Annotated in this window: 14 protein-coding genes; 10 read left to right on the top strand and 4 right to left on the bottom strand. The window is 62.7% G+C overall.

Annotation, left to right across the window (positions count from 1 at the left end):
• Window positions 1–278: 278 nt before the first annotated feature.
• Window positions 279–2,051 carry a DUF885 domain-containing protein gene (locus VJR68_RS03290; protein ID WP_324146121.1) on the bottom strand — a complete coding sequence of 591 codons (1,773 nt, stop codon included), beginning with the start codon at window positions 2,049–2,051 and terminating at the stop codon, window positions 279–281.
• Between the two features lie 70 nt (window positions 2,052–2,121).
• Window positions 2,122–2,607: a DUF456 domain-containing protein gene (locus VJR68_RS03285; RefSeq protein WP_324146159.1), complete on the bottom strand. Its 486-nt coding sequence runs from the start codon at window positions 2,605–2,607 to the stop codon at window positions 2,122–2,124.
• A gap of 240 nt (window positions 2,608–2,847) precedes the next feature.
• On the opposite strand from VJR68_RS03285, the gene VJR68_RS03280 reads away from it, so the two are divergent.
• Complete coding sequence (locus VJR68_RS03280) at window positions 2,848–3,498, top strand: RIO1 family regulatory kinase/ATPase (protein ID WP_324146120.1); 651 nt, start codon at window positions 2,848–2,850, stop codon at window positions 3,496–3,498.
• A 79-nt stretch (window positions 3,499–3,577) separates the two neighbouring features.
• On the opposite strand, the gene VJR68_RS03275 is transcribed toward VJR68_RS03280, so the two are convergent.
• On the bottom strand, window positions 3,578–4,354 hold the full coding sequence (locus VJR68_RS03275; RefSeq protein WP_324146119.1) for a ferredoxin--NADP reductase: 777 nt from the start codon (window positions 4,352–4,354) through the stop codon (window positions 3,578–3,580).
• A gap of 371 nt (window positions 4,355–4,725) precedes the next feature.
• Here VJR68_RS03275 and VJR68_RS03270 point away from each other — a divergent pair, with 371 nt between their 5' ends.
• The 6 genes from VJR68_RS03270 (at window position 4,726) to VJR68_RS03245 (ending at window position 9,860) form a co-directional block, all read left to right on the top strand.
• A complete protein-coding gene (locus VJR68_RS03270) occupies window positions 4,726–5,436 on the top strand; it encodes a hypothetical protein (RefSeq protein WP_324146118.1) in 711 nt (236 codons plus the stop codon).
• 55 nt (window positions 5,437–5,491) lie between these two features.
• Window positions 5,492–6,208 (top strand): hypothetical protein, encoded by a 717-nt coding sequence (locus VJR68_RS03265; protein WP_324146117.1) that lies wholly within the window; start codon window positions 5,492–5,494, stop codon window positions 6,206–6,208.
• Window positions 6,209–6,388: 180 nt separating this feature from the next.
• Window positions 6,389–7,369 carry a tRNA dihydrouridine(20/20a) synthase DusA gene (dusA, locus tag VJR68_RS03260; RefSeq protein ID WP_324146116.1) on the top strand — a complete coding sequence of 327 codons (981 nt, stop codon included), beginning with the start codon at window positions 6,389–6,391 and terminating at the stop codon, window positions 7,367–7,369.
• 88 nt (window positions 7,370–7,457) lie between these two features.
• The gene (locus tag VJR68_RS03255) at window positions 7,458–7,775 is read left to right on the top strand and encodes a hypothetical protein (RefSeq protein ID WP_324146115.1); all 318 of its coding nucleotides are present in this window, start codon (window positions 7,458–7,460) and stop codon (window positions 7,773–7,775) included.
• Window positions 7,775–8,461: a response regulator transcription factor gene (locus tag VJR68_RS03250; protein ID WP_324146114.1), complete on the top strand. Its 687-nt coding sequence runs from the start codon at window positions 7,775–7,777 to the stop codon at window positions 8,459–8,461. The genes VJR68_RS03255 and VJR68_RS03250 overlap by 1 nt, the downstream gene beginning before the upstream one ends.
• A complete protein-coding gene (locus VJR68_RS03245) occupies window positions 8,433–9,860 on the top strand; it encodes an ATP-binding protein (RefSeq protein ID WP_324146113.1) in 1,428 nt (475 codons plus the stop codon). The genes VJR68_RS03250 and VJR68_RS03245 overlap by 29 nt, the downstream gene beginning before the upstream one ends.
• Before the next feature lie 27 nt (window positions 9,861–9,887).
• On the opposite strand, the gene VJR68_RS03240 is transcribed toward VJR68_RS03245, so the two are convergent.
• Window positions 9,888–10,259, bottom strand: coding sequence for a hypothetical protein (locus tag VJR68_RS03240; protein WP_324146112.1), 372 nt, complete (start codon window positions 10,257–10,259; stop codon window positions 9,888–9,890).
• 175 nt (window positions 10,260–10,434) lie between these two features.
• Between VJR68_RS03240 and VJR68_RS03235 the strand changes: the two genes are divergently transcribed.
• The 3 genes from VJR68_RS03235 to VJR68_RS03225 all read left to right on the top strand — a co-directional run.
• Window positions 10,435–11,406 carry a biotin--[acetyl-CoA-carboxylase] ligase gene (locus VJR68_RS03235; protein WP_324146111.1) on the top strand — a complete coding sequence of 324 codons (972 nt, stop codon included), beginning with the start codon at window positions 10,435–10,437 and terminating at the stop codon, window positions 11,404–11,406.
• A complete protein-coding gene (locus VJR68_RS03230) occupies window positions 11,403–12,158 on the top strand; it encodes a type III pantothenate kinase (protein WP_324146110.1) in 756 nt (251 codons plus the stop codon). Before VJR68_RS03235 ends, VJR68_RS03230 begins: the two co-directional genes overlap by 4 nt.
• Before the next feature lie 28 nt (window positions 12,159–12,186).
• Window positions 12,187–12,705, top strand: a 519-nt coding sequence (locus tag VJR68_RS03225; RefSeq protein ID WP_324146109.1) for an SPOR domain-containing protein, incomplete at its 3' end; no start/stop codon positions are given.

Raw genomic sequence — 12,705 nt, 5'->3', positions numbered from 1 at the left:
GGCTGCAGGATTAACGGATATCGGGGAGGCGATATCCGTGACAGCTATCTTCCAGAAAGGTAGCTTGATGAACCGTTGGTTTTATGTGACGACGGTCTTCACAAATGCCGAGGTGTGAGCGTCGCCACAGTTTCACGCCACCCATCGTTCGCGTTACCCAGGGTCGTAGGCTGGAGTCGTAAGGCTGGAAGGGCAATCCCACCTTTCCCGTGCGTCATGGATGCTGGGATTGCATCCCAGCCTGCGCGGCTCCCTCAGCAGAGGGAGCCGATGCAGCATCACTTCTTCTGCGACGGAATGAACTGCGTCCGCACCGCTTCGGCAAGCTGATCCGGCGGCAGCAAGCCCTGGCCGATGATGAAGTCATTGAAGGCTTGATGGTTGAACTGCTTGCCCAGCGCCAATTGGGTCTGCAGGCGCAATTGCTGCAGGCGGATGTAGCCATAGAAATAGGCAGTGGCCTGGCCCGGGCTGTTGAAGGTGTAGCGATCCAGTTCCTCGCGCGTCATCGCTTCGGACAGGCCGACGTCGTTACGCAGCACATCGTGGGCGCGTTCCTTGCTGATCAATCCCAGGTTCAACATGGGATCGAGAAACGCGCGTGCCGCGCGCATCAAACGCAACTGCAGCGTAACGAACTGGCCGGCCGGTGGCTCGTACGGCAGCATTTCCGCTTCCGCATACAACGCCCAGCCTTCCACATTCACGCTGTTGAACGCGAACAGGCTGCGTGCCAGCGATACGCCGCGTTCCACCATGGCCGAATACTGCAGCTCATGCCCCGGCCGCCCTTCGTGCGCGGTGAGCGTCCAGGCGGCGGCCTTGAAGGTGAAGTCGTCGTAGGCGTCCGAGTTGTCGCCGCTGGTCGACGGATTGCCCATGGTCAGCACGAAGGTGCCTCGTTCGCCATGATTGTTGATGAGTGGCGGCGGATCCATGTGCGGTGCGGGCGTGGAAGCGGCTTCCGCGTCGGATGCCACGCGCATCTGCATCTCGCGCTTGGGCAGCGTGACGATGTGTTCGTTGCGAATGGTGTCCTCGATCTTGGCGATGATCTGGTGATACCAGGGTTCCACGTCGTTCTTGCCGAGCTGTTGCTTCTTCAACGCCTTCAGCACGTCGCGATAATCGGACGCTTGAGTGCCTTCCTGCTTGGCCACCACCGGCGCCATCATCGCCATGGCCTGCTGCACTTCCATGAATTCGAGTTGCGCCTGCTTGATCAGGTCGTCGGCCGGTATGTCGATGCCGGTTGCCTTGAGGTTATAGGCGTACAGCGGCTCGGGTACGCGGAAGTCGGTGCGCTGGTGCGGCATGATGGTTTTGCGCACCCACGCATCGTATTGCTTGAGCTGTGCATCCATCGCATCGAGCGCGGCCTTGCCGTCGGCGTCGTCCAGCTTGTACTTCACAAACAACTGGCGAATGCCTTGCGCGTAACGCTGCGTGTTGGCGAGCTGCTGGTCCACGTTGCCCTTGTAGGGCCCGAGCAAATGCGCATCGGACAGGCGTTCGGTGGTTCTTGCCTGGGCCAGTTGCGTCAGCGGCGTGCAGCCGGGCGCTTTGCCGACATAGCATTCCAGGCGCTTCACCGCCAAGGCGCGGCGCTTGGGGTCCACATCGTCCTTCAGCAGATAGAACTCGCCGTTGAAGAACAGCTGGCCAATGTCGAAGTAGGGCAGCATGTACTTGTCATTGAGCTGGATACCTTCGATGTTCAAGGCGGCCGCCTTGATCATGATCTGCAGGTCCTGGCGCACGTTGGGATCGTGTTCGGCCGCCAGCATCGCCTCGAGCTTGCTCTTGGCTTCCTTCAGCGCAGCGATCTGGCGTTCATCGGTGCCGGGCTTGAGGTCGCTGACCTTGTCGTCATAGCCCGGCAGGCCGATCTGCGTGGCGTTCTCGGGATTGAACTGCGCCTGCGCGGTGAGCAGGACCTGGGCGTCCTGGTTGCTGCGCTCGACCCAGGAGGATGGGGCGGTGCCTTGCGCACAAGCCGTTCCGGTGGCAGCCACGGCAATCGACGCAGCCAAGGCGAGACGTTTCAGCATGACGAATATCCCTGTGGAGTTGGAGCGGCGAGCTTATGCGACATCGCACGTGCCGTGCATGCCCCACCGGTCACAGGTTGAACAGCCATACCCCCGCGGCCAGCGCCACCATCACCACGGATAGCACCAGCTTCACCAGCGTACCGAACAAGAGTCCCAGCCAGGTACCGATACTGACGTGAGCCGAGCGCAGCACGCTTTTGCTGGAAATAAGTTCGCCGATCAGAGCGCCGACGAAAGGCCCGAGTACCAACCCCGGGATACCGAAGAACATGCCGACGAAGGTGCCGATGGATGCGCCCCAGATAGCGAGCGAACTTGCTCCCACGCGCTTGGCGCCCAGCGACGCGGAGATGAAATCCACCGCCACGCCGATGGCGGCCAGCACGCCCAGAACGATCACCCAGGCGACGCCGAGATGCTGGTAGTTGTCCAGCGCCGCGGCCAGCCAGACGCCGCCGAAGATCATCGGGATACCCGGCAGCGTGGGCAGCACGGTGCCGATCAGGCCGCCGATGATCAACGCGATGGCGAGGGCGTAGAGGGCGATGTCCATGAAGAGCATGCAGGAGTCCTTGGATGGAAGTGCCTCGAGCTTGTGTTTGTGTCGATGCAATGTCGAAGCGCACCGTCATGCCGGCGCAGGCCGGAATCCAGTCAAATACGTCGTGCGCAGCACACAAAACCCTTTATGAAGTGTGCTGTGCACGTCATTCTAGACTGGATTCCGGCCTGCGCCGGAATGACGCCTAGGTTGTTCGGTGGCGATTTGTGAGATTTCTTCCCAGGTAAGCCCGTGACAAACCATCCCATCCTGCTGAAAGCCGACGAACTGGGGCGCATCGAGATCGTGCAGCGCGATGGTGTGCCATGCGTTCGGCGCGATATTCGCGCGGCAAGATGGTGGGCGCGTGCGTTTGCCTATCGCGCGGCAGCGCGCGAAGCACGCGCACTGGCAAAGCTCGAAGGCCTTGATGGCGTGCCGGCGCTGCTGGCATGGAACGGGCGCGAGCTGTTGCGCGGCTATATCGCCGGCCGGCCCATGCAACACGCGCAGCCGCGTGATCCGGCCTATTACCGCAATGCGCTGCGCCTGCTGGCGCAACTGCATCGGCATGGCATCGTGCACAACGATCTGGCGAAAGAGCCGAATTGGCTGGTGCGCGACGATGGGCGTCCCGCGCTGGTCGATTTCCAGATCGCCTGGACACGCGGAAAGCGCGGTCGCCTGTTTCGCTTATTGGCGCGCGAGGATCTGCGTCATCTGCTCAAGCACAAGCGCACGTATTGCGCACGTGCGTTGACGGCGCGTCAGTGGGCGATATTGAATACACCTGCGCCGCATTCGCGGTTGTGGCGTGCGACGGGCAAGCGGCTTTACAAGCTGATTGCGCGAAAGGTGTTTGGGTATTGGGACAACGAAGGCAAAGGCCGTGTGCGCGACTGATCGCGACCCGTAGGTTGGGGTGCGAACCCCAACACCACCATGCCGATAAGGATCGCCATGTTGGGGTTCGCACCCCAGCCTACTTCTCCACGAATGCCCGCTCGATCACGTAATCACCCGGCTCGCGCGTACGCGGCGAGGCCTGGAATCCACGCGCATCCAGCAACGCACACAGGTCATCCAGCATTGCCGGGCTACCGCACAGCATCACGCGATCCGTGTCCGGATTGAGCGCTGGCAAACCGATCGCCGCCGCCATCGCGCCATCGACGATGTTGTCGGTAATGCGGCCGCGATTGCGGAACGGTTCGCGCGTGACGGTGGGGTAGTAGATCAGCTTTTCGCGCACCAGCTCGCCGAGATATTCGTGCTGCGGCAGTTCGTTCTGCAGGTAATCCGAATAGGCCAGGTCGTCGATGTTGCGCACACCGTGCGCCAGCACGACTTTGTCGAAGCGCTCGTAGGTTTCCGGATCGCGGATGATGCTCATGAACGGCGCCAGCCCCGTGCCGGTGCCGAGCAGATACAGATGCTTGCCGGGCTTGAGATCGGTCAGCACCAGCGTGCCGGTGGGCTTGCGGCTTACCGTGATGCTGTCGCCGGGCTGCAGGTGCTGCAGGCGCGAGGTGAGCGGACCGTTCTCCACCTTGATCGAGAAGAACTCCAGATGCTCCTCCCAACTCGCACTGGCGATGGAATAGGCGCGCATCAGCGGACGGCCATCCACCTGCAGGCCGATCATCACGAACTGGCCGCTGTCGAAGCGGAAGCCCGGATCGCGCGTGGTGCGGAAGCTGAAAAGGCTGCCGTTCCAGTGATGGACGTCGATTACTTGCTCGGTCGCCAAAGCCACCATGGTGATTGTCTTCTCGGGTTGTAAAACGGGGGAAAGCGCGCTGTACGGGACAGCGTGTAACTCGCGGGGAGAGGCAGGGCCGTTGCCTTGCGAGTGCCGTGTTTGCCACGGGACAAGCGATATAGGTTACGGCATTTGCCCGGTTTCCGCGTTAATGGCTTTCTCAGATGGGGCTCGGGGCAGGCGAGACAAGGGGACGCGTGGGAGGGGCGGCGAGCAGCATCGGCTTAGGTGATGGCGCCTGTCGATTTGGTGCACCCTTCTTCGTCGTCCAGATGACACAGCCCGTTGCCGGCCCGACGCCTGTCAGGCCGGTCGCTTGCGTGTACCTGGAACGTCTGGTCCATCACGAACAAGGGGAGTAACGCACGATGAAAAACGTCCATTCTTTCAGCTGCTTGCTCGGCGCATGCCTGCTTGCCGCGCTGGCTGCCGCCCCCGCTGCGTTTGCCCAGCAAGCACAGCGCAGCTATCCCAGCATGGCGCCACTGTCCCAATACCTGATGGCCGACCAGGCCGCCGAGATAAAGCTGGCGCGAAGCGCGGCGCCCGCGGCCATTTCCGACCACGCCACGGTGATGGTGTTGCAGCCGCATGGCTACGTCGAAGCCGTCAAAGGCAGCAACGGCTATGTGTGCATCGTGGACCGCTCATGGATGTCCGCGTTCGATGCGCCGCAGTTCTGGAATCCGAAGTTGCGCGGACCTACGTGCCTCAACCCGCAGGCTGCCGCCTCCATCCTGCCGCTCACATTGAAAAGGACCGTTCTGGCGCTGACCTTGCACTCCAAGGAAGGCATCCAGCAGGGCATGCAAGCGGCATTCGCCGCCAGGCAACTGCCACCGCTGGAGCCCGGTGCGATGTCTTACATGATGTCCAAGCAAGGCTACCTCGATGACCAGGCCGGCCATTGGATGTCGCATGTGATGTTCTATACGCCTGCCAAGATGGATTGGGGCGCCGACCTGGCCGGTTCGCCCGTGATATCGAATCCGCAATTTCTCGGCGATGCGCAGCCGATCAACGTGCAGATGATCACGGTGAGCAAATGGTCGGACGGTACGCCGGCGCCAAGCATGTAGTTGGTAATGCTTGCGTCATGTATGCCCTGGCACTGCGTGCACGAGGTTTCAATGGGTGGATGGATTTGCTGATAGTGTTTGCGTTCGGCGGGTGGTTGGGTTTCAGGGGAGAGACTGGATGTCTGGAAAGAAGACGTGGGCGACCAGCCTTGCGCTGCTTGTGGGCGTTCTGCTTATTGCCATGTATGCGTGGATATTTCGTTGGCGCACGCACCAGCAAGTGACGACCCATGACGGCGTTCGTCCGCATTACGAATCACAGATCAGTGCGCCATCGGCAACGACGCATGGCGCCGCGATGCCGGCTAAGCAGGCATCAAGCGATGTGGCGACGTATCACAACGTCCGGTTCGATTTTGCCGTGGACTATCCGGCGAAATTGTTGATCGCTGGCGAGGAAGCGGATAACGGCGATGGTTTGCAGTTCGCATCCAACGCCAGTCATGCGGATATCCGCGCTTATGGCGGCTACAACGCCTTGGAGCAAACGCCGAAGGAGATGCTGCAATACAATCTGAAAGAGGATTGCGAGAAGAACAAAGTTACTTATCAGGTCAGCAAGCCTGCTGTGGTGGCCTATTCCTGCCTGAGTCCTGCCGGCCGCATCGTGTACGAGAAGATCATCATCCGTGATGACACGTTGGCAACGGTACGCTTTGATTATGATCCGCACGAACAGAGCAGGTGGTTGCCGGTAATCAAGCAGATGGCCGATTCGTTGCGACTTGGAGCAGGGCCTGCCGTTGATGATGCGCGTGTTGAAGCAAGGTAACGCGTAGGCTGGGATGAAATTTCAGCTATGGATTTGGCGATGCTGGGATTGTCATCCCAGCCTACGTTGCGCAGTTTCGCTTTTGTAATCAGCTCGATTCTTGAACTTACATAACGAGCGCGGTTTGTAATAAGCCACGCTAAAAAGCCTGTGGCTTGCCTTGCAGGTAGAATGCTGGCCATGCACAGCATCAACCCCAACGACTGGCGTCTGTCCGTAGCGCCCATGATGGACTGGACAGACAGGCACTGCCGGTACTTTCACCGCCTGCTTTCCCCCAATGCCCGCCTGTATACCGAAATGGTCACCAGCGCCGCGCTGGTGCGCGGCAAGCAGTTGCGGCTGCTGGAACATAGCCAGCAGGAGCACCCCGTAGCGTTGCAACTGGGCGGTAGCGATCCGCAGGAGTTGGCACAAGCCGCGCGTCATGGTGCGGTAGCCGGTTATGACGAAATCAATCTCAACGTGGGCTGTCCTTCCGATCGCGTGCAGTCGGGGCGCTTCGGCGCATGCCTGATGCGCGAGCCGGTATTGGTGGGCGATTGCGTGAAAGCCATGCGCGATGCCGTGTCGGTGCCGGTGACGGTGAAGTGCCGGATAGGCGTGGACGATCAAGACGAATACGCCGACCTGCAGCACTTCACCGAGACCATGCTGGAAGCCGGCGTGGAAGTGCTGGTCGTGCATGCGCGCAAGGCGTGGCTGCAGGGGCTTTCGCCGAAGGAGAACCGGGAGATTCCGCCGCTGGATTACCAGCGCGTGTATCGCTTGAAGCGCGAGTTTCCGGAACTGGTGGTGGTGATCAACGGCGGCATCACCACGGTGGATGCGGTGCGCGAACATCTCATGCATGTGGATGGGGTGATGCTGGGGCGCGCGGCGTATCACGATCCGTACGTGCTGGCGCGGGTCGAGCACGCGCTGTATGGCGTGCCGCTGCCCACACGCGAAAACGTGCTGCAACACATGCGGCCTTATGTGGAAGCGGAGCTGGCGCGGGGTACGGCGCTCAAGCACATCAGTCGCCACATCCTGGGGCTATATCAGGGCGAGCCGGGCGCGCGTGGTTTTCGGCGTGTCCTGAGCGAAGGAGCCCATCGGGAAGGGGCGGGCTGGGCGCTGATCGAGCAGGCGATGGCGCCGATGCTGGCGGCGGCGTGAGGCCGTTCAGCCGTCCGGTCATTATTCAGCCCGGGTTGAGCAGTATGTCCCGTCGGCCGGACCCCTCCGGCACGCAACCTAAGGGAATATGGCTTTGAAGCAACTCGCTTGGATGGCTGCAGCCGGGCTGTTGGTGGCCGGCTCGGCTGTCGCCCAGTCATCGCCGCCACAGGGTGGCATGAGCCTGGATCAGGCCGTTACGCAAGTACAGCAACGGGTCGGCGGCAAGGTGTTGTCGGCCGAGCCGCGTCATATCGGGCGCCGGGTGGAGTACCGCATCAAGGTGCTTACGCCCGAAGGGCATGTGCGCGTCATCGCCGTGCCTGCTGATGCCACCCACGTGCCGCCTGCGGCACAATCCCCCAAGAAGTCTCCCAACGGCGGGAGCAAGAAGGAGAAACACTGATGCGCATCCTCCTGGTCGAAGACGAAGCGCCGCTGCGCGAGACGCTGGCGGCTCGACTCAAACGCGATGGGTTTGCCGTGGATACCGCGCAGGACGGTGAAGAGGGCATGTACCTCGGCCGCGAAGTGCCGTTTGATCTGGCCATCATCGACTTGGGTCTGCCCAAGATGTCGGGCATGGACCTGGTCAAGTCGCTGCGCGAAGCCGGCCAGCGTTATCCCATCCTGATCCTCACCGCGCGCGGCAGCTGGCAGGACAAGGTGGAAGGCTTGAAGCACGGCGCCGACGATTACCTGGTCAAGCCGTTCCACGTCGAAGAACTGCTGGCGCGCATCAATGCGCTGGTGCGCCGCGCGAGCGGGTGGTCCAAGCCGGTGCTGGCCTGCGGGCCCATCAAGCTGGATACCACCGCGCAAACGGTAATGGTGGAAGGCAAGCCGGTGGACCTCACCAGCTACGAGTACAAGGTGCTGGAATACCTGATGCTGCACGCGGGCGAGCTGGTGTCGAAGGCCGATCTCACCGAGCACATCTATCAACAGGATTTCGATCGCGATTCGAATGTACTCGAGGTCTTCATCGGCCGCCTGCGCCGGAAGCTGGATCCGGAAGGCACGTTGAAACCGATCGAGACGGTGCGCGGACGCGGGTATCGCTTTGCCATTCCTCGCAGCGAAGACGAATGATGCCGCCGAGCGCCGCCCGTTCTCGCTGGCGGCGCGAGCGGCGCTTACCACCGGCCTCGTGCTGGCTGCCTTCCTGGGCGCCGTCGGCTGGACCTTGTCGCGCACCTACGCCGCCAGTGAACTCAACAAGCTGCAGGCGCGCCTGCACGATTATGTAATCACCTATATTGCCGGCACCGATCCGCGGCGTGATGGCACGCCATTGATGCCGGACACGCCGCCGGACCCCATGTTCTCCCGCCCCGGTTCCGGCCTGTATGCGGTGGTGATTGGCGATCACGGCTTTCATTGGGAATCGTCGTCGGCCTTGCAGCGCGACTTCAGTTTTCTGCATCCGTTGCAGCCGGGGCAGCAGCAATTCATCGGCCCGGTGGATACCGAACTTGGGCGGCTTTATTACTTCAGCTTTGGCGTGGCGCTGGATGTTCCGGTCGCGGCGGGCGCGCCGGAGCGTCCGCCAGTGCATCTCACCTTTACGGTGGCGCAGACCGAAGCCGAACTGGAAAGCAACACCACCGTCTACCGGCGCAGCCTGGTCGGCTGGTTGGCCACGCTCGGCGTGATGCTGATCGTGCTGCAGCTGTTGCTGTTGCGCTGGAGCCTTACGCCGTTGCGCAAGGTCGCCAGCGACATGAGCCGCGTCGAGCGCGGCCAGAGCGATCATCTGGATAGCCAATATCCCGCCGAACTCACCGGCCTTACCGGGCGCATCAACGGGTTCATCGATAGCGAGCGCGAGCAGCGCACGCGTTATCGCAACACGCTGGCCGACCTGGCGCACAGCTTGAAGACGCCGCTGGCAGTGATTCGCTCGCAGGTGGAAGCCAGCGAACTGCCGCCCAACGTACGCGCACCCGTGCTGGATCAGGTACGCCGCATGGACGAACTGGTCGCCTATCAGCTGGCACGTGCAGCGACGACCGGACGCCAGACGTTTGCCGCCGCCGCGGTGCCGATTGCCGGGCGCGCGGAAGATCTAGTGCAAAGCCTGGAAAAGGTCTACGCCGCCAAGAACGTGCTGTGCGAATTCGATATCGAGGACGGCGCGGCGTTCTATGGCGAGCAGGGCGACTTGCTGGAGTTGATGGGCAATCTGCTGGAAAACGCCTTCAAGTGGGCCGGCCATCACGTGCTGCTGGTGGTGAAGGCGCAACGCCAACCCGGGCGCCCGCGACCGGGCTTGTTGCTCAGCGTGGAAGACGATGGCCCCGGCATCGAAGACGACATGGTCGAGAAGATCCTGCAGCGTGGCGTGCGTGGCGACGAGCGCGTCAAAGGCCATGGTATCGGCCTGTCTATCGTGCAGGACATTGTGCGTGCCTATAACGGCGAGCTGACGGTGGATCGTTCGCCGGAATTCGGCGGCGCACGCTTCAGCGTGGCGCTGCCGCCGACCTGATTCGCTGGGTGGTTTGCGCGGGAGTGCTTACTGGATCGAACCGGGCAGCAGCGATTGCCAGCTGAGTCCGGAAGAACCATGCGAAGAGCCATCGGGCGAGGAGTCGCCGTTGCTCAGGCGCGTGGGACTCTCGTCCATGTTGCTGCCGGAGCCGCTGGAGTGGCTGCTGGACGACGAGGACGAAGACGAGCCTCCGTTGCGGGGCACGCTCAGCGCATCCCCGCTTGAGGAAGAAGCTGACGCGTCGTGGCTGCTGCCATGCTCGCTGCTGCTGCCGCTGTGCGTGCAGCCGGAATTTCCGCCCATGCCCCCTGTAGCCACAGCACCGCCTGAGGCCGCCGCGTTGGCGGCAGCTCCGAGGCCGAGCAGGCAGACGAGCAGCAATGAAGTGGCGCGCATGGCGATCAAAGCCCCCAAGGCATTAAGCCTAGCCGCCCGATGGTCCCAGAAACCCCGCCGGGATGCCAGTGCCCTCTACGCTGCGGCCGGTGGCTTAGAATTTATGAATGCGCTACCGCCTTCTTTCCCTCTCGCGGCCTTGTCCGGTCGCTTCCCTCCTGGATCACTAAAGACCATGCAGCCGCACCAGCTCCTGGCCGTCCTGGCTTCCGGGGAGGCACTTTCCGGCTCCCGTCTGGCTGCCGAGGCAGGTATTACTCGTGCCGCCATCTGGAAGCAGATCGAGGCTTTGCGCCAACGGGGCGTGCCGATCGAATCCGCGGGGGCTGCCGGTTATCGGTTGCCGTGGCCGACCCAGATGCTGGAAGAACAGGCCATCCGTACAGCGTTGCCGCAGGCGGTAGCACGTCGGCTCGGCGCCTTGGAGATCCATTGGGAGATCGACTCCACCTCCAGCGAGTTGCAACGGCGCGGCAGCGGGGCTTTCGATTTCAGCATCGTGATGGCCGAGACCCAGACTGCTGGCCGTGGTCGACGCGGCCGACGTTGGCTCTCGCCGCCCGGTATGAACATCTACCTGTCCTGCCTGAAGCGGTTCGAGGCGGGGTTTGCGTCGCTTTCGGGATTATCGCTGGCTATCGGCGTGATCGTGCTGCGTGCGCTGCATGCGCTTGGCATCGATGGCGCGCGCCTGAAGTGGCCCAACGACGTGCTGGCCGACAGCGGCAAGCTGGCCGGCATCCTGGTCGAGCTGAGCGGCGAATACCAGGGGCCGTGCGCCGCGGTGGTCGGTATCGGCCTCAATGTGCGTCTTACCGATGCCCTGCGCGAACAGGCCGGGCAACCCATCTGTGATCTGGCCACGCTTACCCAAGGCATGCCGCCTGATCGCAATCGCGCGGCCGCCGCCTTGGTCACCAGCCTGGTGGAAGGTTTGGCGCAATTCGAGCGCGACGGCTTTGCCGCGTTTGTCGAGGAATACGCCCAATACGATGCCTTGCGCGGCGTGCCGCTGCGCGTGAGCAGTGCTTCGGGTGACCTCGACGGTGTGGGGGCCGGCATCGATGCGCGCGGCGCGTTGCAACTGCAAACGGCGGCTGGCCTATGCGGTATCGATAGCGCCGATGTCACGGTGCGACGCGCATGAGGTTGCTGCTCGATCTTGGCAATACGCGCCTGAAATGGGCCGTCGTGAACGCGGGTGACTGGCTTGCTCGCGGCGCTGTGGCATGGGAGGAAGATGTTCCTGCTGCCTTGGCGCAGGCGTGGCGTGAGCAAGCAAAACCACAATGGGTGCTTGGTGCGTCGGTGGTGGACGCTGCGCGGGAAGCGCAGATCGAACGCATCGTCGCGGAGGTTTTTGCACAGCCGGTGGAATGGGTGCGTACGCCAGCCGAAGCGTACGGCGTGCGCATCGCCTACGCCGAACCGCAACGCTTGGGTGTCGACCGCTTTCTCGCCATGGTGGCGGCGCATGCGGCAGGAACATCGCCCTGTGTCTTGGCCGGCATCGGTACCGCGCTGACGCTCGATGCACTGACGGCGGATGGCCGCCACCTCGGTGGCCTGATTGCGCCGGGGCCGTTGCTGATGCAGCAATCGCTGTTCGGCGCCACCGCGCGCATCAAGCCTTATCGTCCCGGTGCCATTCGCGAGATCGCCGACAACACCGCCGACGCCGTGGTCTCCGGCTGCTGGCAGGCGATTGCCGCGCTCATTGAACGCTTTGCGGCTAACGTCGCCAGGCAGTCGAGCAGGTCGCCACGCCTGCTGTTGGACGGGGGCGATGCCGAAGCCTTGCTGCCGCTGCTTGGCATTCCCGCCGAGCTGGCTCCCGATAGCGTGTTGCGCGGCCTCAATGTGTACGCGACCGCACATCCATCGCAGCCATCCCCCTAGAATCGGCCATCCCAGGGGGACTTGTTCGATGCTGCTGCGCCTGCTGTTCGTTCTGCTGATCGCTCTGAATATCGCCGTCGGTGCATGGCTGCTGCTGGGCCAGAACGACACGCATGCCAGTTTCGCCACCGACCCCGGCGTACCCAAGCTGCATCTGCTTTCCGAATTGCCCCCGCCTGCCACAACCGTGGCTCACGCCGCTTCGGTGCCGCCGCCGGCGACGGCTGCCGCGCCAACTCCCGCCCCCGCCAGCACGAATGCCGCCGCTGCCGCCACACCTAACGCCAACACGCTCAGCTACCAGTGCATGGCACTGGGACCGTTTGCAACGCAGGAAGATCTGCGCATCGCCCGCAACGCGCTGGGTTCGGAAGCACAGCGCATGCGCGCACGCCAAGAGCAGACCACCCAGACCCGCGGCTGGTGGGTACATCTCCCGCCCAGTCCGAATCATGCGGCGGCATTGGCGCAAGCGCGTCAACTCGGTGCGCGCAATATCCAGGACTATTTCGTCGTCAGCGCCGGCGACAACCAGAACACCGTGTCG

Origin of the sequence: Dyella sp. (genome assembly GCF_035277725.1) — a bacterium.
In the GTDB taxonomy this organism is placed as follows: domain Bacteria; phylum Pseudomonadota; class Gammaproteobacteria; order Xanthomonadales; family Rhodanobacteraceae; genus Dyella_B.
The sequence above is the reverse complement of the archived record's forward strand: the minus strand, read 5'-3'. Positions and strand labels throughout refer to the sequence as shown.